The 23435-nt window shown below is 74.2% G+C and carries 17 protein-coding genes; 1 reads left to right on the top strand and 16 read right to left on the bottom strand.

The window, feature by feature from the left end:
• Nucleotides 1-184 precede the first annotated feature (184 nt).
• From ACN28G_RS09205 to ACN28G_RS09185, 5 genes are read right to left on the bottom strand one after another with little or no spacing between them, the layout of a single operon-like run.
• On the bottom strand, nucleotides 185-1960 hold the full coding sequence (locus ACN28G_RS09205; RefSeq protein ID WP_091446366.1) for an ABC transporter ATP-binding protein: 1776 nt from the start codon (nucleotides 1958-1960) through the stop codon (nucleotides 185-187).
• 4 nt (nucleotides 1961-1964) lie between these two features.
• On the bottom strand, nucleotides 1965-3884 hold the full coding sequence (locus ACN28G_RS09200) for an ABC transporter ATP-binding protein (RefSeq protein WP_421478910.1): 1920 nt from the start codon (nucleotides 3882-3884) through the stop codon (nucleotides 1965-1967).
• Between the two features lie 5 nt (nucleotides 3885-3889).
• Nucleotides 3890-4864, bottom strand: a complete 975-nt coding sequence (locus ACN28G_RS09195) for a hypothetical protein (RefSeq protein ID WP_421478909.1) — start codon at nucleotides 4862-4864, stop codon at nucleotides 3890-3892.
• Nucleotides 4865-4894: 30 nt separating this feature from the next.
• Nucleotides 4895-8335: an AMP-binding protein gene (locus ACN28G_RS09190; protein ID WP_421478908.1), complete on the bottom strand. Its 3441-nt coding sequence runs from the start codon at nucleotides 8333-8335 to the stop codon at nucleotides 4895-4897.
• Nucleotides 8332-10119, bottom strand: coding sequence for a hypothetical protein (locus ACN28G_RS09185; protein WP_139135653.1), 1788 nt, complete (start codon nucleotides 10117-10119; stop codon nucleotides 8332-8334). Before ACN28G_RS09185 ends, ACN28G_RS09190 begins: the two co-directional genes overlap by 4 nt.
• A 661-nt stretch (nucleotides 10120-10780) precedes the next feature.
• Between ACN28G_RS09185 and ACN28G_RS09180 the strand changes: the two genes are divergently transcribed.
• On the top strand, nucleotides 10781-11233 hold the full coding sequence (locus tag ACN28G_RS09180; RefSeq protein WP_421478907.1) for a hypothetical protein: 453 nt from the start codon (nucleotides 10781-10783) through the stop codon (nucleotides 11231-11233).
• A gap of 92 nt (nucleotides 11234-11325) precedes the next feature.
• Here ACN28G_RS09180 and ACN28G_RS09175 read toward each other — a convergent pair whose 3' ends face one another.
• The 11 genes from ACN28G_RS09175 to ACN28G_RS09125 form a co-directional block, all read right to left on the bottom strand.
• Nucleotides 11326-11640 carry a KUP/HAK/KT family potassium transporter gene (locus ACN28G_RS09175; RefSeq protein WP_217628806.1) on the bottom strand — a complete coding sequence of 105 codons (315 nt, stop codon included), beginning with the start codon at nucleotides 11638-11640 and terminating at the stop codon, nucleotides 11326-11328.
• Nucleotides 11641-11648: 8 nt separating this feature from the next.
• Entirely contained in the window at nucleotides 11649-13238 is a 1590-nt protein-coding gene (locus ACN28G_RS09170; RefSeq protein WP_421478906.1) for a potassium transporter Kup, read from the bottom strand.
• Nucleotides 13239-13302: 64 nt separating this feature from the next.
• Nucleotides 13303-14193 carry a hypothetical protein gene (locus tag ACN28G_RS09165; protein WP_421478905.1) on the bottom strand — a complete coding sequence of 297 codons (891 nt, stop codon included), beginning with the start codon at nucleotides 14191-14193 and terminating at the stop codon, nucleotides 13303-13305.
• An 8-nt stretch (nucleotides 14194-14201) separates the two neighbouring features.
• Nucleotides 14202-15107 carry a sugar phosphate isomerase/epimerase family protein gene (locus tag ACN28G_RS09160; protein WP_091437236.1) on the bottom strand — a complete coding sequence of 302 codons (906 nt, stop codon included), beginning with the start codon at nucleotides 15105-15107 and terminating at the stop codon, nucleotides 14202-14204.
• Nucleotides 15104-16144: a Gfo/Idh/MocA family protein gene (locus ACN28G_RS09155; protein WP_139135651.1), complete on the bottom strand. Its 1041-nt coding sequence runs from the start codon at nucleotides 16142-16144 to the stop codon at nucleotides 15104-15106. Before ACN28G_RS09155 ends, ACN28G_RS09160 begins: the two co-directional genes overlap by 4 nt.
• A gap of 12 nt (nucleotides 16145-16156) precedes the next feature.
• Nucleotides 16157-17542, bottom strand: coding sequence for a hypothetical protein (locus tag ACN28G_RS09150; RefSeq protein ID WP_421478904.1), 1386 nt, complete (start codon nucleotides 17540-17542; stop codon nucleotides 16157-16159).
• A gap of 7 nt (nucleotides 17543-17549) precedes the next feature.
• Complete coding sequence (locus tag ACN28G_RS09145; RefSeq protein ID WP_175440522.1) at nucleotides 17550-18368, bottom strand: ABC transporter permease; 819 nt, start codon at nucleotides 18366-18368, stop codon at nucleotides 17550-17552.
• Nucleotides 18365-19132, bottom strand: coding sequence for an ABC transporter ATP-binding protein (locus ACN28G_RS09140; RefSeq protein ID WP_421478903.1), 768 nt, complete (start codon nucleotides 19130-19132; stop codon nucleotides 18365-18367). Before ACN28G_RS09140 ends, ACN28G_RS09145 begins: the two co-directional genes overlap by 4 nt.
• The gene (locus tag ACN28G_RS09135; RefSeq protein ID WP_421478902.1) at nucleotides 19125-19769 is read right to left on the bottom strand and encodes an HAD family hydrolase; all 645 of its coding nucleotides are present in this window, start codon (nucleotides 19767-19769) and stop codon (nucleotides 19125-19127) included. The genes ACN28G_RS09140 and ACN28G_RS09135 overlap by 8 nt, the downstream gene beginning before the upstream one ends.
• Nucleotide 19770: 1 nt before the next feature.
• A complete protein-coding gene (locus tag ACN28G_RS09130; protein WP_421478901.1) occupies nucleotides 19771-21258 on the bottom strand; it encodes a hypothetical protein in 1488 nt (495 codons plus the stop codon).
• Nucleotides 21255-23435 carry an ROK family protein gene (locus ACN28G_RS09125; protein ID WP_421478900.1) on the bottom strand — a complete coding sequence of 727 codons (2181 nt, stop codon included), beginning with the start codon at nucleotides 23433-23435 and terminating at the stop codon, nucleotides 21255-21257. Before ACN28G_RS09125 ends, ACN28G_RS09130 begins: the two co-directional genes overlap by 4 nt.

Genomic DNA, 23435 nt, shown 5'->3' with positions numbered 1-23435 from the left:
CTCGACCCGGCACCTCCGGGGACACCAACCGTAGTCGCCCCGCACCCGCCGGCATCCGCCGACCCGGGCACGCCCGGGTCGGCGGTCAGGACGACCACGGGCACCCCGGCGACAGCTTCATCGATCTACATCTCTTGACCACGGGCGGAGACGAACGTTGTCAATGACAGCAGCGAGTGCCTGACTAGCTCCGGTACGCCGCCGCCTGGGTGCCGTAGAGGCTGGCGTAGCTGCCGTCGAGGCGGATCAACTCGTCGTGGGTGCCCACCTCGCGGACTCCCCCGTCGCCGACCACGATGATCAGGTCGGCGGTGCGGACGGTCGAGAACCGGTGCGACACGAAGACGGTCACCCCGCCGCTGTCCGCGGCGACCCGAGCCGCGCCGTCGGCGTACCGCTCGAAGAGCCGGTGCTCGGCCTCGGCGTCCAGGGCCGACGCCGGCTCGTCCAGCACCATCAGCAGCGGGGCGTCGCGCATCATCGCCCGGCCGAGCGCGAGCTGTTGCCACTGCCCACCGGAGGCCTCCACCCCACCGTCGGCGTGGCTGCGGCCCAGCCGGGTGTCCAGGCCGTACGGCAGCTGCTCGGCGACGCCGCTGTGCGCGCGGGCCAGGCCGGCGCGTACCGCGTCGTCGTCGGTGGCCCGGGGCAGGTCACCGATGCCGACGGCCAGTCGGGCGGTCAACTCCGGGCGGGCGTAGTCCTGGAACGCGGCGGTGGTGCGGGCCCGCCAGGCGGTCAGGTCGAGGTCCCGCAGGTCGACCCCGTCGACGAGGATCGTGCCGTGGTCCGGCTCGTAGAACCGGTTGAGCAGCTTGACCAGGGTGGTCTTGCCCGCGCCGTTCTCGCCCACGATCGCCACCGTGCGGCCGGCGGGCAGCAGCAGGTCGACGTCGCGCAGCGCCGGCCCGGCCGCACCGGGGTAGGTGAAGGTGACCTGCCGCAGGCGGATGCCCTCCAGCAGCCGCTGGGGCGGACTCACCCCGGCCCCGTCGGGCGGGCGGGCGACCAGGGCGCGTACCTCCTCCAGCCGGCGCAGCGACCGGCCGCTGCGCAGGAGCTGTTGGGTGATCGTCACCGCGGCGGCCACCTGCTGGTTGAGCTGCGAGGCGACCATGATCACCAGCACCACGTCGCCGACGTCGGCCCGGCCGCGTACCGCGTCGCCGACGACCAGGACCAGCGCGGCGACGTACCCGAGGGCGAACACGCTCTGCCCGGCGGCCCGCCACAGGCCGGCGGTCAGCTCGCCGCGCCAGATCCGGCCGGAGGCGCGCCGCCAGTGGCCGGCGTAGCGCTGCTGCAGATGGTCGACCAGGCCCAGCAGGCGCAGTTCCTTGGCCGAGGCCGCGTCGGTGGTCAGCTCGAACAGGTGCCGGGCCTGCCGGGTGTCGACGCTGCTCTCCTCACGGGCGGCGTCGGCGGCGGCCTGGGCCCGGCGGCCGGCCAGCAGCGGCAGCGCCGCCAGCAGGGGCAGCGCCAGCAGCGCCGGGTGGGCCCAGGTGAGCAGCACGGTGGTCAGCAGCAGACTGACTGCCAGCGCACCGCCGGTCAGCAGCGCCTGCAGGCCCTCGCCGATGCGTTGCAGCTCGTCCTGGGCCAGGGCCATCCGGTCGGCGTGCTCGGGCCGCTCGTGGTGGTCGAGGTACGGGGTGCCGTTGCTGATCCCGATGAGCTGCTCGTCGGTGCTGAGCACGTTCAGTTCGGACACCTCGAAGTAGCCGATGTGCGCGAAGTGCGCGCAGGTAAGCGCCGCGATTGCGGCCACCGCGACGGCCAGGCCGGACCAGGCCGCCGGGCCGGCGTCACCGGCCACCGCCGCGTTGGTCAGCTGCCGGATCGCGACCGCGCCCGCCGGCACCGCCAGGGCGTTGCCGGCCATCAACGCCAACGCCACGGCCATCTTGCGCCGGTCCTGCCGCCAGGACAGCCGCAGCAACCCGGTGATCGCCCTCAGCATCGCCTCACCCCGTCCTCTGCGTCCGCGCGTCGGCGGCGTCACCGCTGGTGTCGGCACCGGCGTCGCTGTCAGCCTCGTCGTCGGTGAAGCGTTGCGCCTGCAGGGTGAACATCGTCGCGTACCGGCCACCGGTGGCCATCAGCTCGTCGTGGCTGCCCTGCTCGACGACCCGGCCCCGGTCGAGCAGGACGATCCGGTCGGCCAGCCGGACGCTGGAGAGCCGGTGCGAGATGAGGATGGTGGTACGGCCCCGGGTCAGCTCGGCGAACCGGGCGAAGAACTCCGCCTCGGCCCGTACGTCAAGCGCCGCGGTCGGCTCGTCAAGCACCAGCACGGTGCTGCCGTGGTAGAGCGCGAACAGGGCGCGGGCGATGGCGATGCGCTGCCACTGCCCGCCGGAGAGGTCCACGCCACCGGCGTAGGCCCGCGACAGGACCGTGTCCAGCCCGTCGGGCAACGCCTCCAGGGTGTCGAGCAGTCCCGCCGCCCGTGCGGCGCGCCGGATCCCGGCCCGGTCGTCGAGGTGCTCGACCGCGCCGAAGCCGATGTTGGCCGCCACCGACAGCTCGTAGCGGACGAAGTCCTGGAAGACCACGGCGATGCGGCGCTGCCAGTCCCGCGCGGACAGGTCGGCCACGTCGACGCCGTCGACGCGGACCGCACCGGCGTCCGGCGAGTAGAGCCGGGCCAGCAGCTTCACCAGGGTGGTCTTGCCGGCACCGTTCACCCCGACCAGGGCGGTGCAGCGGCCGGCGGCGATGTGCAGGTCCAGGCCGTCGAGGACCGGCCGGGTCGCGCCGGGGTAGCCGAACCGTACCCCGGTGAAGTCGATCGCCGGTGCGGTGCTGCCCGGTGGTGCGGTGCTACCGGTGTCGGCGGGCTCGGCGTACCTGCTCATGGCCTGTTCGAAGGCGGTGACCGCGGTCTCGGCGTTCATGCCGTACTGGGTCTGGGTGTCGGAGTCCGGATAGAACTCCCCCAGCCGGATCAGCGCCATGACCGCCTGCAGCACCAGCGCCAGCGCGGCCAGGTCGATCGCCGCGTCGGCGGCGCGCCGCCCGGTCAGCGCCAGCACCGCACCGACCCCGACCAGTCCGACGACCGTGTACGCCAGGTAGGGCCGGAGGTAGATACGGCGGCGCTCGGCCCAGACCGGGGCCAGGGTCCGCAGGTAGACCTGCCGGTAGCGGTCGGTCAGCCAGCCGGTCAGGCCGAAGACGCGCAGCTCCTTGGCCGCCGCCGGCCCCATCGCCAGTCCACGTAGGTAGCGGCTCTCCCGGCGCAGGGCCGCGACGTCCCGGATGACCCGGGCGTAGCGGCGCAGCCCACCGCGCTGGCCGTGCCGGAACAGCAGCACGACCGCCAGCATCGCCAGCGCCGCCGCCGGCCCGAGCACCACCGCGACCACCACCGTGAAACCGACGACCTGCGTGTACGGCCCGACCAGCGCGATCAGCCCGGCGTAGGCCGCGCCGGGGGTACGGAAGGCGAAGCGCAGCTCGTGCCCGGCCTCGCCCAGCTCGTCCAGGACCGCCGGGTCCTCCAACGGGGTGATCTCCCGGGTGGACAACGACGCGGCGATCAGCCGCCGGTACATGTGCCCGTCCACACGTCGACTGAGCTGCTCGCCGACGGCCTTCTGCGCCGCCTCGGCCAGTTGCAGCCCGATCAGGGCCGCGCCGGCGGCGGCCAGCGGCCACCACACCCGCGACTGGTCGGCGGTGCCCCGCAACACCGGGGCGATCCGGCCGACGGCGACGCTGACGGCGATCGCGAAGCCGACCGGCAGCACGCCCCGGCCCACACCGAGCAGCAGCGCGACGGCGCTCCAACCGGCACCGGCCGCCGGCCACAGCCGGGCGATACGCAGCCGGGCGGCGGCGGCCGCACGCAGCTGCCCGACCCGGGTGGTGGACGCGGTCATCGGGGTCAGCCGAAGATCTCGTCCCGCAGGGGCTCGGGCAGGTCCAGCTCCTGGCCGCAGGAGCGCACCGAGACCCGGTAGGAGTCGACCACCTCGGCGCTGTCGGCCACCGCCAGTTCGTCGGCGTTCAGGACCGTCACCGGCCGGTCGCGGAAGCGGTACTCGTCGGCGTTGCCGTGCAGGCCGGGCACGACGTAGGGCTCCGGCTCGACCGGGTGGTGGATCTTCGACTCGTCGGAGTTGAGGTCACCGGCCGAACCCCAGCCGGTGAGCATCCCCGGTCGGTACAGCTCGCCGATGCCGAGGCGGTCGAACAGCCGCGACACCGTCTCCTGTGGCGCCCGGCTGCACTCGTACGGGAAGTGCGTCACCGCCAGGCCCTCGGCGGCGGCCCAGCCGCGCATCCGCGCGTAGCTGAGCGTACTGAGCCGGAAGTTCTGCACCACCCGGTCCCGGCCGATCTTGCCCGCCCACTTCGCCATCCACGAGTCGAGACAGGCCCGGGGCTGGCGGTCCAGCACCAGCAGGCGCAGCCGGTCGACCGGCCAACCGGCCTCGACGAGACAACGGGCCGGGTTGAACAGCGCCTCGAACGGCACGTACGGCCCAGCCATCTCCTTGGCGAACAGCACCGGCTCGCCGTCGGGCAGCTTCCACGGCGCGCCCCCGCCACCGGTCAACGCGAACCGGCCGATGGTCTTCACCGGCTGGTAGTAGGCGGCGGCACCAGCCATGCCGAACAGGTTGGTCACGGCCGTCGAACCGACCCGGCAGCGACCCCAGCCGAGCACCAGCAGCGGGTAGTCGGCCGGCCCGCGCCCGGCGAAGCCGTCCCGCAGGGTATCCACGATCTGGGCGGTGACGTCGTCGACGGTGGTGGTGACGGTCTGGTAGCGGCCGTCGGGTGGCAGCGCCACGCCGGTGAGCGCGGCGTCGTCGGCGGCGGCCAGCCGGTGCAGCAGCGGGTACGGGTCGGTCATCGGGTGCTCCTGGCGGTCGGGGTGGGAGGGTCAGCCCAGGTCGAGCAGGGCGGCGACGTCCGCGACGGGCACCGGACGCAGCGCCGCCTCGCACAGTAGGGTCTCGACGCCGCGCAGCGCCCGCCCGCAGACGGTGGCGGGGACCCGCCGGGTGTCGGCCAACAGGTGCAGCGCGCAGCCGCCGGCCAGGTGCGGCATGGCCAGGAAGAAGGTCATGTCGTGGCGGGCCACGGCGGCGATCTGCCGTACCGTCGTGCGCGCGGCCAACTCGGTGAGCGCGGCCCGGTCGGGGATGACCGTCGGGGGGTCGAAGTCGCGGCCCATCCGGGAGTCGTTGAAGTACACCGACAGGTCGGCGTGGGCGCCCTCGGCCGCGATCAGCTCGTCCAGCGCCTCCGGCGGGTAGGTGGCGTGGAAGTAGGACTCGGTGGAGTCGCGGTAGCAGCGGCGGACCGCGTCGTCGACGTCACCGGCGCCGACGTCGAAGACCAGCAACGCGTTCTGGGCGATGCCGGTGACCAACTGCCGTTGGCGGGGCGTGTTCCGGTTGCCCGCGATGAGCTTCACCACCGCCCGGTCCCGGCCGGTCAGCGCCGCCTGCACCAGCAGCGCGGCGGTCAGCACCACAGTGGACGACGAGGTCTCGGTGCGCTCGGCCAGCACGGCGGCGGCAGCGGCCACGGCGGTGGACTCCATCCGCCAGGTCACCACCGGCAGCGGGCCGCCGTCGTGGTCCGGGCCGTCGAAGATCCGGTGCGGCACCACGGGCAGCCGTTCCCGCCAGTACGTCAGGGCCTGCCGGGCCCGGCGCTGCCCGGCGGGCGAGGCCTCGTAGCCGGCCTGGTCCAACGGCTGCCAGCCCGGCGCGGGCAGGGTCCGCTCGCCGTCGACGAGGGTCCGCAGCTCCGCCAGGAGCAGCTCCAGCGACCAACCGTCCAACGACACGTGCGAGGCGGCCACGGCGACCGCCTCGACCCGGCCGTCGACGCGCAGCAGCGCCCACCGCAGCGGCCACTCCCGGTCCAGCTGGAACGCGCTGGCGGCCAGCTCGGCGGCGACCGCCTCCGCCTCCTGCGGCAGCGCCGCGGCGGTGGTGTCGCGCACCACCGGCGGGTACGCCCCGTCGGCGAAGACCCGCTGGTGGGGGCCGTCCGGGCCGTCGGTCAGCAGGGTCCGCAGCACCTGGTGCCGCAGCACCAACGCCGACCAGGCCGTGGTGACCCGCTCGACGGGCACCGGGCCGGTCAACCGCAGCACCCGGGTGATGTTGAAGTCCCGGCTGGCCTCACCGAACCACCGCATCGGCCGGTACATGGCCGCCTGGCCCCAGGTCAGCGGCGCGGAGCCGACGGACGTCCCGGAGTCGTCCGGGCCGGCGGTCGGTGTTCCGGAGCCACTCGTGACGGCGGTCGGTGTCCCCGGGCCGCTCGTGGCGGCGGTCGGCGACCCGGTGCCGCGCGTGGCGGCGGTCAGGGCCCGGACCGTGCGGTGGTCGAACACGTCGGTGATGCCCACCGGCAGGCCCAGCTCCTCGTCCAGCCGGGTGACCACCTCGACGACCTGCAGGGAGTCGCCGCCGAGTTCGAAGAAGTCGTCGTCGACGCCGAGCCGGTCCACCCGCAGCACCTCGGCGACCACGGCCGCCACCGCGGTCTCCAGGTCACCGTCGGGTGCGGCGTACGCGGTGCTCAGCGCGGGCCGCACCGTCGGGGTGGCGGGCAGCCGGCGGGTGTCGACCTTGCCGTTCGGGGTGAGCGGATACTGCGCCACGTACCGGAACCGGCTCGGCACGGAGGCCTCCGGCAACAGCCCGGCGGCGTGGGCGCGCAACTGGGCCTCGGTGGGGCGCGGCTCCTGCTCGCCGCGCAGGTAGGCGACCAGGTGCAGGTCGTGGCCGTCGGGTTCGGCGATCACCACCGCCTCGGCGATCCCCGGGCAGCGGCGCAACGCGTCCTCGACCGCCGGTGGCTCGACCCGCTGGCCCCGGATCTTCACCTGCCGGTCGGCCCGGCCGAGCACGTCCAGCACCCCGTCGGCGTCCAGCCGGCCCAGGTCCCCGGTACGCAGCAGCCGTGCTCCCCCACCCGCCGGATGCGGGATCCACCGCTGGGCGGTCAGCACCGGCTGGCCGTGGTAGCCCCGACCGATCACCGCCCCGCCGAGGCAGATCTCGCCGGTCCGGCCCATCGGCACCGGCCGGCCCCGCTCGTCGAGGATGTGCACCTCGGCGTGGTGGATGGGCGCGCCGACCGGCAGCCGTCGCCCGACGCAACGGTCGGTGCCGATCCAGTACCAGGTCGCGCCGACGGTCTCGCTCATGCCGTAGTGGTTGCCGAAGCCGGACTTCGGGCTGCCGGTGATCCACGAGTCGAACTCGGGGGTCAGGTACAGCGGCTCACTGCCGATCATGACCTGGCGGGCGACGTCGTCGACGCCACCGAGGGCGGTCATCGCCCGTACGTGCGACGGGGTGAGCTTCAGGAAGCCGCACGGCGCGGCGGCGGTCAGCGCGATCAGGTCGTCGAAGGCGACCGGCTCCGGCGCGACCTCCAGCTCCCAGTCCGCGACCAGCGCGGTGAACAGCGTCATCACCGAGCCGACGAAGTACAGCGGGGCGTGCAGCACCGCCCGCTCCCCCGGCTGGAAGGCGAACTCACCGGCACACCAACGCACGTAGTTGACCAACTGCCGGTGGGTGCCGAGCACACCCTTGGGCGCACCGCTGGTGCCGGAGGTGTACATCACGAACGCCAGGTTCTCCACCCGGCAGCCGCCGTCACCGTCGTCGCCGAGGGTGTCAGGCAGGTCGGTCACGTCGAGCACCGCCGCCGGGTAGCCCTCGGGGACGAGCCCCCGCTGCCCCGGCCCGGTCAGCAGCACCGGGTCACCCGCGTCGGCCAGGATCCGCTCCCGCCGGTGCGCCGGGTCCTGCACCGCCAGCGGCAGGTACGCCGAGCCGGCCGCCAGCACCGCGAGGATCGCCACCACCGCGTCCACCGAACGGGGCAGCAGCACCGCGACCGGTGTCTCCGGCCCCGCACCGTACGCGCGCAGCACCCGCGCGGTGTGCCGGACCCGGGCCCGCAGCTGTCCCGCGGTGACCTCGACGCCGGCGCAGCGCAGCGCGACGCGTCCGGGGTCGGCCGCCAACGCCCGGTCGACCAGGACGTGCAGCGGCGTCTGCTCGACCTCCCGACGCGGCCCGACGGCGACCGACCGGGCGCGGTCCACGGTGGCCGGTGCGGCACCGACGGCGACCGGTGCGGCATCCGCCGTGGCCGGCGCAGGCCCGGCAGGGCCGGCGTGGCGCAGCGAGGCGGGCCGCAGGTCGGTCCAGCGGGCGGCGACCTGCTCCACGCAGGCCTCGACCGGGCCGGTGAAGACCGTCGTCCAACCACCGGGCAGCTCCCGGTCCGCCGGCCACAGCGAGTACTGCTCCTCGCCGTTGACCACGACGTGGTGCACGCTCACACCAGTCCCCCGACCGGTTCCCCGACCACGGCCAGCCGGTCGACCGGGGCGCGCCAGGCCTGCGAGGCGTACCAGTCGCCACCGAACGAGCCGATGGTCGGGCTCCAGCCGCCGTGTGCGTCGGCGTAGCTGGCGATCTCCCGCCAGAACACGTCCACCAACGCCGAGTACCGACAGGCCACCCGCAGGTCGTCCAGGGTGAACGGCGGGCCGTCCATCCGGACCAGCCGGATGTCGTACGCGCCCCGGTACTGCCGGCCGCCGACGGTGAACGGCTGCTTCCACATCGCCGCGCCGGGCGCGCGCAGGGTGTAGCGGACCCGGGCGGTGCTGTGACCGCCGTGGCGCAGGTCGCCCCACTCGCCGATGTCGGGCACCAGCGGCGGGAAGAAGTAGTGCCGCTGGCGGGGCACCGCCACCCGGTCGAAGTTGCCGGGCACGAAGTGCCAGCGGTTGTACATCATCCGCTGGGCGACCTGCCACAGGATGTCGGTGACGGCGGCGGCGGGCAGGTCGGCGGCCATCTCGGGGCTGGGCAGCACGCAGCAGAAGAAGTCCGGCTTCTTCAGCCCGGCCACCTCCTCGCCGTACTCGCCGGCCAGACCGTTCAGCCGGGACAGGTCCCGCACGCCGCTGGACATGCCGTAGTCGGCGCGGCCGTCGACGACGGCGCCGAGCACGATGCCCTCCAGGATCCGGTTCAGGTCGCCCTCGTCACCGCTGTCGTGCGCGGTGCGCAGGGCGGCGGCGGTGGCCCGGCGTACCCAGGCGGCGGCGTCCTCGCCGTCGGCCGGTTCGGGGCAGGCGTCGGTGAGCGCGTGCAGGGTACGGGGCAGCACGGCCTGGCTGCGCCGGTCCGGCTCCCACGGCAGCAGGTACTCGTCCTTGGCGTACGTCAGTCCGTTGACCCGCCGGTAGCGCAGGTCGCCGCCGCCGTCGACGCGCTCGACCAGGTCACCGGCGAGCGCGGCCAACTCGGCCAGGGTCGCCGTGCCCAGTTGCCCGGTGACCGGCTCGTCGAGCGCCCGCAGGTACGTCGCGCAACGGGTGGTCAGCGTCCTGCGCAGGCTGACGGCGCTGAGCTGACGACCGTTGAACTCCTCGAACCGCACCGCCCGACCGGTGCGGAACAACAACTGGACGGCGGCCACGAAGAGCCGCTCCTGCGGGCTCCAGTCCGCCGGGGCGCGACCGCGCAACGCCGGCAGCACACCGTCGCGGATGAGGGTGCTGGAGCCGGAGTCGGAACGGGAGAACACCCGCCGCTCCACGTAGATCAGGACGGTCTCGACCCGCTCGACCCAGTCGACCACCTCCTCCAGCCGCGCGGGCAGGCTGCCGTCGGCGTGCCAGGTGTGCAGCATCTGGTCGAGCTCGTGACGCTGGTGCTCCTCCTCGGCCTGGGCCGGCAGGCACTCCTCGTCGATCATCTCGACCAGCCACCCGGGCAACGCGAGCTCGGCCACGACCTCACCGGTGGGCAGGTCGCCCCGCGCCGGCTCGTGGACGGTCAGCTTGCCCAGTGAAGAGTGGGCGAGCACGAACCCCGCCGGTGACGGGTCGGCACCGGGTGCGGTCAGCCGCAGCTCCTGCCGACCGAGCAGGTGCCCGACGATCGCCCTCTCGCGCAGGGTCAGGCTGTCGAAGGCGGACCGGAAGGGCACCTTGCCCGCCATGGTGAGCAGCCGCAGCACCGCCGTCTGGGCGCTGCCGCCGAACAGTGCCGCGGGGTCACGTACCTCGCGCAGTTCCTGGCTCCACTGGTCGGACTTCGTACGTCGCACGTTCCCGCCTTTCGCGACCGGCAGGCCACGGCGTGCCCGGCAGGCGGCTCGCCCGACGTCCACCGCTGCGCGGTGGTCGTGCGGGTGCGCGCAGCGACCGGTAGCCGACCTGGTGGGTGGAGTGGCCGAGGAGTCACCGTCCACCGCAATGTGGGAGCGCTCCCGCCAGCGAAGTATTACGGATCTTCGGAGGATGCGTCAATATCGTTAACTATGATCATCCACGATGGGCGGTCGGTGGCCCGGCAGGCATCCAAAACCCCTTCGAACGGTGGACCCCACCGGCCGGTGGGTTCGACCTGCTGGCCTGCGCCATGGCCTGGCACTGGCTGGACCCGGCCACCCGCCACCGGCACGCCCGGCGGGCACTCGCGCCTGGCGGCACCCTCGCCGTCTTCGGGCACCGCTACGACTATGCAGTCGCGGAGCAACGGACGGCGGTGGCGGCGGCGCTGCACGCCGTCGACCCGACGGTACGGGAGCGGCCCGTGGACTGGTTCCACCAGGACGTCGTGGACCACGGGCGGTGGACCGACGTACGCAAGGAGGTGTTCCGCCGCAACCTGCCCCTGGACAAGGAGCGCTATCTCGACCTGGTGCGCACCTTCGGCCCGTACCTGTCCCGGACACCCGAGCAGCAGCGGCGCGGGCGCTGCCCCGGGTGGAGCTCGACGCCCTGCACCACGGTCCGGACTGGCAGCCGCGTCCAACGTTCGTCGCCAACGTCGAGGCCTTCGCCGCACGACCACGCTGGGTCACCGAGTGGCAGTACACCGCCAAACTCGGTGACATCCTGCACCGCCGGGCGGACTGCGTGCTGTGGCTGGACCATCCGCGTCACCTCGTGATGCGGCAGGTCGTCGGGCGCACGCTCACCCGGCGCGTCCGGCGCGAACGACTGTGGAACGGCAACATCGAACCACCGCTCTGGACGGTCTTCACCGACCCGGAGCACGTCGTCCGCTGGGCATGGCGCACCCAGGGTGGCCCGACCCGACGGGTGACCGCGCTGCTGGCGGAACGAGGCGCAGAGATCGTGGTGGTCCGGCTACGCGGCCGCCGCCAGGTCACCCGCTGGGTCCACCGCAACCTCGGGGCCGCCGCCACGTGTTGAAGTGGTCGCAGTCGATGCGGGGGCGGTCGGCGCTAGGACCGGACAGCCACCCCGGTTGTGACAGGTGCCCGCAACGGTTCGGTGGCCCGGACTCAGAGTGGCACCTCGGCACTGCGGACGGTGGTGCGTTCCGCCGGCAGGCGCAGAAACTCGACGTGGCCGGCGGCCCGGTGGGCGAGCAGCACGAACAGCCGTTTGCGCCAACCGGCCAGGCCCGGGGCGTCGGTGCGGCGCAGGGTGATCCGCGAGACGAAGTAGCGGACCTGGTCGGAATCGATGCCGGCGGCCCTCGGGTCGGTGGTGGCCCGGCGCAGGACCGCCGGAATGTCGGTGAGGTCCTGGAAGCCGAAGACGACCGAGATGTGCAGGACCCCGTCGTGCGGGTCGCCGAGATCGTCGATGGTCAACCGCCGTTTCAGGGGATGTGCGGCACGTTCGCGGTGTGCCCGGTGACGATCACGACCCGCTCGTACCGGGCGTGGCGGCCTACCACCTCGTCGCGCAGCGCCAGCGGCGCCGTCTCGCAGTTGGGGTGGGGGTACACCGCGGTCCCCGGCATCCGCCGGAGGGTCGGGTCGCGCAGGGCCACGACCACGTCCCGCAGCGGACCCTCCCGCTCGGTACGCCGGGCGGCGACCAGTTCCCCGCCGCGCCGCCAGGTCGACAGGACCGTGAAGACCGCGCCCGCGACGAGCAGCGTCAGCCAGCCACCGTGGCTGACCTTCGCCAGGTTCGCGGCGAAGAAGACCAGCTCGAGGCCACCGAAGACCACCGCGAACACCGTCACCCGCCACCGGGACCAGCGCCACGAGGTCCGGGCCACGACCAGGAAGAGAATCGTGGTGATCAGGAACGTGCCGGTGACCGCGACCCCGTAGGCGGCGCCGAGTCTGGTGGCCGAGCCGAACGCGAAGGTCACCAGCAGGACCGCCACGAAGAGGGTCCAGTTGACCCCGGGCGCGTAGATCTGCCCGTACTCCCGACGGGAGGTCTGCCGGATCCGCAGGCGCGGCAGGAAACCCAACCGCATCGCCTGCCGCGACACCGAGAAGGCCCCGGAGATCACCGCCTGGGAGGCGATCACGGTCGCCACGGTGGCCAGCACGACCATGGGCAGCTGCGCCCAGCCCGGCAGCAGCAGGAAGAACGGTTTCTGCCGGCTCTGCGGCGACCGCAGGATCAACGCCGCCTGGCCGAGGTAGTTGAGCGTCAACGCGGGAAACACCAACGCGAACCAGGCCCGGCGGATCGGGGTCCGGCCGAAGTGCCCGACGTCGGCGTAGAGCGCCTCGGCACCGGTGATCGCCAGCACCACCGCGCCCATCGCGACGAACGCGACGACCGGATGGGCCGTCACGAACCGGACCGCGTACGTCGGCGACAACCCGGCCAGCACGCCCGGCTGACGGATCACCTCGGCCGCACCGGCCACGCCCAGGCAGGCGAACCAGAGCACCATGACCGGCCCGAACACCGCCCCCACCCGCCCGGTCCCCCAGCGCTGGACGGCGAAGAGCAGGGTGAGGATCACCGCCGACACCGGCAGTACCAGCGCCGCCCAGCGCGCGGAGACGACCTCCAGCCCCTCCACGGCCGACAGCACCGAGATCGCCGGGGTGATCACGCTGTCGCCGTAGAACAGGGCGGTGCCGAGCGCCCCGAGCGCCAGCACCGCACCGGTACGCCGTGGGTGCTGCGGGGGCAGCGCCTTGCGGGCCAGCGCGGCCAGGGCCATCACCCCGCCCTCGCCGTCGTTGTCGGCGCGCAGGATGAACAGCACGTACTTGATCGACAGGATCAGGGTGATCGACCAGAAAACCAGCGAGACCACGCCGAACACGTCGGGAGTGTCCGGTACGAGGTGACGGTCCAGGGTGAAGACCGTCCTCAGCGCGTACAGCGGGCTGGTGCCGATGTCGCCGTAGACCACCCCCAGCACGAGCAGCAGTCCCAGCCCGGGACGCCCACCCGGTGCGGGCCGCTCGTGGTGCGCCTGCTCTGCCACCCCACAGGCATACCAACCCGACCACCGCAGCCCACCCCGGAACCGGGAACTGGGTCGCTCCTGGTCAGCCCCGGTCCGCCGGGCCGGTGTCGGCCCGCCGGTGACCCACCCGCGGGGGCCGGACGACCGGGGAGCCACCGGACGCCGGGCGGACGTCACGCGCGGCCGCGGCGACCAGCTCGTCGGGATCGTCGCGCAGGGCCTGCCGGATGTGCGGCGGTACGACCTCGGAGGTCGCCATCGCGAGTCGGACCTGGGCCGAACGGTCGTCGACGAGCCCCGCCCACACCGTCTCGTCCAACTCGGCCGCGCGCACCAGCGCGACCCGGACGTCGACCACCGGGTCCCGGGCCAGGACGCGGCGCTGCTCGGCCGTGGTCCGGGGGTTGCGGGCGAGCCCCTTGCGGACCCGGGCGGTGCGATCGGCCATCAGTGCGGCGATCACGTCCGGGTGGTGGGTGTGGGTGGCGAGGCGTTCGCGCACCTCGGGTGAGACGTCGTCGACCAGTTGGGCGGCCAGTTCGGGCTCGGTGTCCCGGCGCTCCGCCAGCAGGCCACGAAGCTCCTTGTCCGGGGCCTGGGCCATCGCCCGGCGCACCGACTCGTCACCCGCCGGGTTGCCGCCGACCGCCCAGCGGACCCACCGGTCGGCGTCCTTGAGCAGCCGGAGCAGGTTGCCGGCCGAGGTGGAGGGGTTCCTCGCCACCGCCTCCCGGACGTGCCGGTCGTGGTCGCGGGCCAGCGGTCGCAGGGCCTGCGCGGGTGCGTCGACCCGGCCGGCGACCGCCTTGCGGACCTCGGGCGAGCCGTCGGCGGCCAGTTCGATGAGCGTCAGGTGGGGTGTGGCGGGATCGAGGGCGAGGGCGAGCCGGGCTTCGGGGCTGCTCCCCTGCTGCGCGGTGTCGGCTGCCCCTCGGTGACGGTCGGGCCCGCCGACGTCCTGCTGCTGTGCCATGGCCGCCATCATGTCACGGGTCCCTGGGGTCGGCCTCGGCCCGGACCGACGGTCACCAACCGCAGGGTGTCCGCCAGGTACCGGCGGCCGGCGGCCAGCCGGGGGTGTGGGTCGCCGTCGCCGCAGTACTCCACCGCGACCTCGGTGACCGCCGGCATCCGGGTCAGCCGTTCCAGCCACCGGTAGTTGTCCACCACCCCGGCCGCGGCGTCTACGGTGAAGTCGCCGGCACCACCCCGGACCAGGCAGTTCTTCAGGTGGAAGTACACCACCCGGTCGGCCACCGGGTCGATCACCGCCGGGTCGCGGTCAGCAAGGCCCAGCGGGGCGGCGTTGGCCGGGTCGAGGGTGACGAACAGGTTGTCATGGTCGGCGAGGTCGAGCAGGCGGGCGGTGGCCGCCACCGTGTCGTGGACCGTGTTGGGGTGCACCTCCACCGCCACCCGGACCCCGCGCGACGCGGCGTACCCGGCCAACTGGCGGTAGCAGTCGGCGGCCCGGCTCAGGTGGGCCTCGGAGGCCAGGGCGCTGCCGTTGGCCGTCCAGTCCAGGTCCCAGTCCCGCCCCTCGCGCACCAGCCACCCGCCGGCACCGTTGACCAGCGTGATGCCGTTGGCCGCGCAGGCGTCGACGACGGTACGGGCCTTCTCCACCCACATCGCCCGCTCGGCCTCGTCGGCGGCGGTGAAGACCGCCCAGTAGTCGGCGCAGAACACCTCGACGCCGTACCGCCCGGCGGTCCGCACGGCGTCGGTGATGCCTCCGTGCACGTTCTCGGCGTCGAACTCCGTGTCGAAGTGCCAGGAGGACAGCTCGATCGCCGGCCAGGCGTCGGCGGCGGCGACCCGCAGCACGTGCCCCACCGGGTAGTCACGCAACGCGTAGCTGTGCAGGACCGGACGCACCCCGCTCACCGGGCCTCGGCCAGTGACGCGCCACCGGACAGCCGGACGGCGGCGGCACCGGCCCGGGCGGCGGCGGTGTCCGCCACCGCGTACAGGATCTCCAGGTCGCGCAGCCCTCGGGCCAGGCTCACCTCGTCGGGTACCGGCTCGCCGGCCGCGGCGCGGGCGAGCAGCTCGTACTGGCTGCGGTACGGGTCGACCGGCGTCAACCGGGCGGCGGGACGCCACCCCGAGGCGTCGCAGAGCTCCAACGCGCCGGTGCCGTCCATCTGCCACGCCCCGCTTACCTGGATGATGCCGGCGTCACCGATCACGGTGTAGCTGGCCACCTCGGCCGAGGCGGGTTGCTCGTGGAAGGTGGCCGCGGTCTCGAAATGCAGGTACCGACGGTCGTCGAACCAGAGGGTGGCCTGGGCATAGAGGTCCGTGCGGGTCGGGTCGTGCACCGGCCAGGCGGTGGCCTCGCAGCGCACCGGATCGGCACCGAAGATGTCGATCGCGGTGAGCACCGGGTAGATGCCGAGGTCGGCGAGGCAGCCCAGGCCACTCTCGGCCGGCCTGCTGCGCCAGTCGTCCTTGCGCCAGCCCAGCCGGGCCGCGACCATCGCCTGGGGCGTCCCGATGGCACCCTCGGCGACCAGCCGGCGGGCCTCCCGGTTGTAGACGTTGTGCTTCGACATGTACCCGACGATGGCCGGCACCCCGGCGGCGGCACCGGCGGCCACGATGGCCCGTCCGGACGCGACGGTGTGGGCCAGTGGTTTGTCCACCACCACGGCGAGGCCGCGTTCCAGGGCCCGGAGGGTGAAGTGCTCGTGCAGGTGGTTGGGGGTGGCCACGTGCACGGCGTCCATCTCGGTGGCGAAGAAGGCGTCCTCGTCGCTGGTGTACCGGGCCTCCGGCCAGGCCGGGCTGGTCAGGGCGAGGGCCTGCGGGTCCGGGTCGAGCACCGCGGCGAGACGGCCGTCGGGCATCCCGCGCAGGGCCGGGATCAGGGAGTGCCGGGTGAGGAACCCGGCTCCGACGATGCCGACACGGTAGGTCATGGCGTACTCCAATCAGGAGGGTGGGGCGACCGCCGGCTGCCGGGCGCCGTAGAGGAAGAACGGCCCGTGGTCGAGGCTGCCCACCACGTTGCCGGCCAGGTGGCCGATCAACGCGTCGAGACCGTCGCGCAGCCCGGCCCAGCCCCGGCCGCCCAGCGGCGGCAGGTCCGGGCGTGGCCGGGCCGGCACCGTCGCGGTGCCGGCCCGCCAGCGCCGCAACACCCGGCCGAACGCGTGCGTGCCGGCACGGACGCGGGCGGCGTCCGCGCCGAACATCGCCTCGACCGCCGCCTGGTCCGCCGTGATCGCGCGCAGCATCCGGTACCCCAGACGCAGCTCGGTCGGGTTGATCAGGAAGCCGGCGTAGGGCCCCCAGTCGCCGACGCGCTGCTCCTGCCAACCGGAACGCCGCCAGGTCAGCGCCGTGACCCCGGGACGGATCGCGCCGGCCTCGGCCAGGGCACGAGCCAGCCAGGCGTGGTCGTATCCCCAGGCGAACTGCTGGGCCCGGGTCGTGCCGGGGGTCTTGCGGGCCTCGTCGACGGCCTCGGCTGCCGGTACCGACCACAGTTCGCCGAGGCGGGACAGCAGAGCCATCGCGAGCATGTCCTCGGTGCTGCCGTAGGGGGTGCCCTCGTAGAACAACGGCCCGTGGTGGCGCGTCCACCACAGCACCGGGTCCTGCCGGACCAGCAGGCCCACGGTGCGGCCGGTGACCAGGCTGCCGTGCGAGGTGACCGACAGCAGGTCGTACCCGTCGCCGTGGAGCGCGCCGGGCAGCCGCCGGGTCGCCGGACCGGCCTCCGTCGTGGCCGCCAGCCGGTCGTACCAGCCGGCGAGGTCCGGCACGGCGACCACCCGGGGGCACGCCGCGACGGCGCGCGGATGGGTGTCCAGGGTGGCCTGGAGCCGGGCCAGCGCACCGGGGGCCAGCGCGGTGTCGTCGTCGAGCAGGAGCAGCGAGCGTCGGCGCAGGGCCGCCCCCTCCGGCCGGGCCAGGAACGCCAGTCCGGCGTTGCGGGCCTGCGCGGCGGTGTACCGCCGGCCGGGTGCCCGGGGCGCGACGACGACGTGGTGTTCCCGGCCGGTGCGGCGCAGCAACTCCCCGACCACCCGGGCGTCCGAGGCCGACAACCCGTTGTCCACCACCAGCAGGGTGGCCGTCGGCGCGGCGGCGGCCACGGTGGACAGACCCAGCCACAGGCTGTCGGTGCGTCCGCCCTCGGGCGGGCTGTAGGTGGGGACGAGCACCGTCACGCCGGACGGCAGGGCGTCCCCGCCGCCCGACGGTGGCGGCGGGACCGTGCCACCCGGCGCGAAGCGGGCCAGGTATCCCGACGCGGTCGGCCGCACCGGGATGGCGATCGGTGTCGCGGTGGTCGCCGGCATCGTCGTCATCCCGTCCTCACTGGTAGCGGCTGACGAAGCCGCGCCGCTGGAACACCCGCAACGCGAACGCGGCGAACCCGAACGCCGCGGCCATCAAGGCCGCCGTGGCCAGCGCGGCCACGCCGATCTCACCCCAGGGCGCCGGGTCACCGGTGGCCACCGCCCGGGCCGCGCTGAAGGTGTACGTCGTCGGCAGTACCGCCGAGACCGGTTGGATCCACGCCGGCAGCACCGAGACCGGGTAGAACGCGCCGGACAGCGGCAGCATGATGAACAGCAACGTGAAGGCGAGCGTCTCGGTGCCGGTGCCGAGGAACATCACCACACCCATCACGATCAGCGCGATCGCCCAGCCGGTCAGCAGCAGCAACGCCATCACCGGCACGATGGCACCGCCCGTGCCGGTCAGGTCGAAGCCGAACAGGACAGCCGCCGCGGCCGTCACCGCGGCGATGCCCACGCCCACCCGGACCAGCCCCTGCACGGCCGCGCCGGCCACCCACTCGACCGGACGCAGCGGCGTGGTGAGCAGGCTCGGCAACTGGCGCGCGTAGATCTCCTCGAAGAAGCTGGACGACACGGCGATCTGGGACTGGTAGACGACGTGCCACATCACGATGCCGGCCACCACGGAGAGTGCGGTACGGGTCGCGGCGTCGCCGCCGGCCTGCCGGACGTACATCGCGATCGAGCCGTACAGGAGCATGTCGAAGACCGGCCAGACCGCGATGTCGAGGAACCGGTGCGGACTGCGGCGGGTCACGAACCAGTGCCGTACCGCCACGGCGGCGATCCGCCGCAGCGCGCCGTCGCCGGCCACCGCGTCGGTGCTCACGACGACGCCCCCGTACTGGCCTGCCGACCGTCGGCGGCGCTCTCGCGCAGCCGCAGGTAGACGTCCTCCAGGCTGGTCTGACCCAGTTGCGCGGTGATCGTCTCGACCGGCCCGTCGACCAGGACCCGACCGCCGGCCAGGAAGATCACCCGCTGCGCGAGCCGCTCCACCTCGACCATGTTGTGGCTGGTGACCAGCAGCGCGGTCCCCCGCCGTCGACACAGGTCGAGCAGGCCGCCACGGACCCGCAGGGCCACATCCGGGTCGAGCGAGGCGGTCGGCTCGTCGAGCACCAGCAACGCCGGCGCGTGCATGGTCGCCTTGACCACACCGACCACCGTGCGCTGCCCGCTGGACAGGTCGCTTCCCCAGCGGTCGGCGAGACCCTCCACGTCGAACTGCCGCAGACCCGCCCGAGCCTGCTCCTGCGGGTTCGGGGCACCGTACAGGCGGGCGTACAGCGTCAGGAACTCCCTGACCCGCAGGTGCGGCGGCAGCGGCAGGTAGCCGGAGGCGAACCCGACCCGGGCCAGCACCGCGCGGCGGGCCCGGCGCCCGCGTTGCCCCAGCAGTTCGACCGTGCCCTCCTCGGGCTGGACCGCGCCGAGGCAGCTCATCAGGGTGGTGGTCTTGCCCGCCCCGTTGGGACCGACCAGGGCGACCCGCTCGCCGGCGGCGACGGTCAGGTCCACCCCGTCGACCGCGGTCACCTGTCGGTACCGTTTGCGCAGGCCACGCACCCGCAACACCGTGTCGTCAGTCATCCGTCGGCTTCCCCTCCCATGCCGTCCACAACAGGTCGCGTACCGCCGCGAGGTTCGGAAGACACACGTCGGCCTGGGCAAGCCGCGCCGGCGGGTGCGTCGTGGTGACCGCGAGCACCACGCATCCGGCGGCCTTGGCCGCCCGTACGCCGTCGGGTGCGTCCTCCACCACGACACAGCGGTCCGGGGGTGTACCCAGCCGGCGGGTCGCGGCGAGGTAGCCCTCCGGGGCGGGTTTGCCGTGCCGGACGTCCTCGTCGTACACCGCCACCGTGGGCAGCGGCAGCCCGGTCGACCGGAAGCACTCGCCCACGAACCACCGGCTGCCCGAGGTGACGATGGCCCAGGGGACACGCTGGCAGGCCCGCACCAGCGCGCCGGCACCGGCGACCGGGCGCACCCCGGCCATCCGTTGCCGGGTCAGCGCGTCCAGGGCCCGCCGTTCCACCGCCGGATCGAGGTGCGGGGCGACCTCGCCCAGCACGTCGGCGGTGCGCCGACCGGCTGTGCGGGCCAGCACGAGGTCCGGGTCCAGCCCGTGGCCGAGCGCCCAACCGCGCCACACCTGCCGGAACAGGTCACCGGTGTCGAGCAGTACGCCGTCGACGTCGAACAGCACGGCTGCCGGAGCGCGCACCTCAGCCACCTCCCCTGGCCCGCCCGGAGACCTCGGCCCGGTCGACCGCCGGCGACGACACCAGCAGACTGCGCTCCGGCAGCGACCGGTGGGTGGCCACGGCGATCCGACGCAGGGCCCGGGCGGCGGCGCGCACCGGCGGGGCGGCGGTGGGGTCGGTGCCGGCCTCGACGCCGCGCGTGACGATCAGCACCGCGACTGTCGGATCGGGGTAGCCGGCCTGGAAGGAGTGGTGGTTCCAGGCGCTGCCCTCGTGCACCTCGCACGGACGTCCGGTGGCCCCGGTGAACCGGGCGGCGGACGGCAGGTCCCGCTCGGCCGCCGACCAGTACCCGACGACGTGCAGTCGCGTCACTTCCGGGCGGTGGGTGAGCCACCTCGCGGCGGTGCCGGGCAGGTCGGCGACGGCGACGGCGACCGACCGGTGACCCGCCTCGTCGGGGTCGGCGTGGGCCAGGTGCTCCTTGTACACGCGCACGTTCGGGTGCTCGGCGACGTCGAGGCCCGCCCGCAGCCCGACGCAGGCCACGAACACCCCGGCGGCGTACAGCCCGTCGAGCAGCGCCGGCAGGTCACGCCGTAGGCCGCCGAGATCGAACACGACCTCGGGTCGACCGGTCCCGCCGACGGCGGGCGTGCCCTCGGCCCCGCAGGCCAGCTCCACCGTGGGTCGCCACCGGCCGGGTTTGCCACCGAGCACCTGCCGGCCGAGCTGCAGCAGCCAGCGCCGCAGTCCCGGTCCCGCCCACCGCGGCGGCACGAACCGGATGCGCACGGCACCTGCCACCGGCACCGTACCGGCGCGTCGGGCCGCGGCGACGCCGATCCGGTGGCTCCGGGAGACGAACCGTGGGTAGGCGGCGGCCAGCGCCGCCCCGTCGGCGATGCCGGCCACCGCCAGGAACGCGGTGGACAGCGGGGCGCCGAGCATCGCCACCTGGTCGGCTCCACCGCCGGGCGACAGCGCGAAGGCCTCCGGCGGATCCGCCTCGTCGCGCAGCCACACCAGCCGGCCGCCGTCGCGTGGCGGCACCGCCGCCACCAGCAGCCGGGTCTCCCGGGTGGCACCGGAGGCGGAGACCGCCAGAACTCCTCGTGGGGTGCCGGGTTCGTCGGCCAGCGCCTGGGCGATCGCGGTGGGGTCGAGGCTGTCCAGGACGGTCAGCGCGGCCCGCCCGCCGGTGGTCTCGGTAAGCGCCTGGGCGGCGAAACACCAGCCGCCGGTGCCCAGCACCACCACCCGCGCCCGCGTCGGCGGTACGAGGGCGGTGCGGACGGCGGCGACCCCCTCGCGCACCACGTGCCACGCCGGAGGCGAGACCCAGCCCAGCCGCACCGCACCCGCCGCCGTGCAGCGCTCGGCCACCACGCCCGGCACGCCCGTGCGGGAGCCCGCCGCCGCGGCGAGCACCGCGGACCACAGGGCGTCGGCGTCGAGCCCGGCGAGGTCGCCGCGGGCCGGCCCGACCGTTTCCGGACACCCGGTCATCGCGGCGACGCCAGCTGGGGAAGCATGGTGCCGTCGACGGCGTGCACCGCGTGGCCCGGCAACCTCAGGTCGACCACCACGCGCAGCGTGGGTTCGCCGCCGACCCGACCGGTGGCGGCCAGGTCGTCGAGGACGGCCGGTACGGCGTCCAGCGACACCACGTGGCTGATCAGTGGGCCCAGCCGCAGCCCGTCGGGGCCGGCGCAGAGCTCCAGCGCCTCCCGGTACTCCTCGGCCGAGGCTCCCCGCGAACCGAGCAGCACGCCACTGCCGCCGTCCGGCAGCCGTACCGTACGCCGCTGGCCGCACCGGATCGGGTGGGCCGCCACCACGTCCCCGCCGGGTACCCGGATGGTGTCACCGGCCAGGAAGCCACCGAACAGGTGGACCGTGGCACCGTCGGCCAACGCCGGCCACAGGCCCGTCAGGAGGTCCGGCCCGGCTCCGGAGACGCAGACCACGACCGCGTCGACGCCGGCACCACCGGTGGCGTCCCGCACGGCCGAGGCCAGGCCGGCGTCGACGGGCAGGGTGTCCTCGGCGGCCACCACACCGCGTTCCACCGCCAGCCGCAGCCGGTCGCCGCCCCGGTTGGCCAGCAGCACCTGCCGGGCTCCCCACCGGCGGGCCAGCAGCACGTGCAGCAGGCCGGAGATGCCGCCGCCGAGCACCAGGATCCGCCCACCACGGCCGGCGTCCCGGGCCATCCGCAGGGAGCGCACCGCGCACGCGAGCGGCTCCAGCAGGACCCACTCGGCCCGGCCCTCGGCGGGTAGCCGCACCGCCTGGCCCCGATCGGCGAGGGCCCCGTCCCAGACCGCGACCTCGCGCAGGACCCCGGGCTGGTTGTGGCCGATCTTGTCGTGGTCGTCGTGCGGGTGGTTCGGATTGACCCCGATCACCTCACCGGGGGCGACGGCGGACACGCCGTCGCCCACCTCGACGACCTGGGCGACGCACTCGTGGCCGAGCACGCCGGGCTCACACCCGCGTTCGCCGCGTACCATCTGCAGGTCGGTGCCGCAGATGCCGGCGAAGGCGACGCGGGCCACGAACTGCTCCCGGCCGCAGCGCGGCCGGTCCCGCAAGCGCACCACGGTCCGCCCCTCGCCCACCGGCTTGTGCAGCTCGCGGTACTGGTCGCGGCGGGCGGCCTGAAACGCCGCCATACCCAGCAGGCTGTCGTCGCCGTCGACCGACGGTCGCACCAGCGCGTCCAGGTCCTCGGCGGTCCAGCCGGTGAACCAACCACCCTGTGGCAGCAGTTCGCCCAGGTTGGCGCGCAACGCGGTGTACCACGGCATGCCGACGCCGTTGGCGAACCCGCCCATCACCACGAAACGCCGCAACCCCAGCAGGGCCGAGGTGTGCAGCAGTTGGGTGGCCAACGGACGGGTGGAGACCCGCAGGACCGCGGCGGCGAACTCGTCGCCGGCACCGGCGACCTGGGCGAGGTCCCGGCTGGTCAGGCGCTCCGGTACGCCCTCGGCGAGCACCGCGAGTTTCGAGTCGCGCCAGCGTCGGGGCCACGCCGTGGCGAGCAGCGCCACGAGCCGCATGGTGGCCGGACCCGAGGCGTACGAGCAGAGGTCACCGGTGTTGCCGCACTCGCACCACGGGGTGCCGACGCCGGCCAGCTCGGCCGGTGGGTCGACCCGGACGTGGCCGACCTCGCCACCCAGCCCCTGGTCGTCGACGAGCAGTTTGCGGTCGAAGGGCAGCGCGTCGTCGAAGACCTTGACCGCGACCCCGGTGCTGACCGTGACCAGACCGAACCGGCCCAGCGCACGGTAGCGCCAGGTAGCGGCGGCGATGTCGTTGGCCACGGTGATGTCGGCCCACGGCAGCCGCGCCGCCACCGCCGCGGCGAGGTCGAAGCCCTCGCTCGGCTCGTGCCACAGCATGGCGGCGTTGCGGATCCGGCCGGTGGCGGCGACGGTGGCACCCACCGCGAGCCCCACCGCCCGGGTGGGCACCGGCGTCGCGGAGCGCACCCGCGACACGGCCTCGGCTATCCGGTCCAGGTGCGCGTCGCGGATCGAGCTGCCCGCGACCGGCTTCGGCGTGGCGAACCGCACCGTGCCGGGCAGCAGTCGTCCCTCGGCGCAGACGCCGATCCGGGTGGTGGTGCCGCCCATGTCCACACAGATCGACGTGGTGTCGGTAAGCGCCGTCAC

Source organism: Micromonospora sp. WMMA1923 (assembly GCF_049179195.1).
GTDB classification, from domain to species: domain Bacteria; phylum Actinomycetota; class Actinomycetes; order Mycobacteriales; family Micromonosporaceae; genus Micromonospora; species Micromonospora yangpuensis.
Note: the sequence above shows the minus strand (reverse complement) of the source record. Positions and strands in the feature narration are given on the sequence as shown.

Coding starts and splice junctions, on each gene's coding strand:
- ACN28G_RS09205 (WP_091446366.1), bottom strand. CDS start 1,960: ATGCTGAGGGCGATCACCGGGTTGCTGCGGCTGTCCTGGCGGCAGGAC.
- ACN28G_RS09140 (WP_421478903.1), bottom strand. CDS start 19,132: ATGACTGACGACACGGTGTTGCGGGTGCGTGGCCTGCGCAAACGGTAC.
- ACN28G_RS09155 (WP_139135651.1), bottom strand. CDS start 16,144: ATGACCTACCGTGTCGGCATCGTCGGAGCCGGGTTCCTCACCCGGCAC.
- ACN28G_RS09165 (WP_421478905.1), bottom strand. CDS start 14,193: ATGGCACAGCAGCAGGACGTCGGCGGGCCCGACCGTCACCGAGGGGCA.
- ACN28G_RS09195 (WP_421478909.1), bottom strand. CDS start 4,864: ATGACCGACCCGTACCCGCTGCTGCACCGGCTGGCCGCCGCCGACGAC.
- ACN28G_RS09200 (WP_421478910.1), bottom strand. CDS start 3,884: ATGACCGCGTCCACCACCCGGGTCGGGCAGCTGCGTGCGGCCGCCGCC.
- ACN28G_RS09150 (WP_421478904.1), bottom strand. CDS start 17,542: ATGACGACGATGCCGGCGACCACCGCGACACCGATCGCCATCCCGGTG.
- ACN28G_RS09130 (WP_421478901.1), bottom strand. CDS start 21,258: ATGACCGGGTGTCCGGAAACGGTCGGGCCGGCCCGCGGCGACCTCGCC.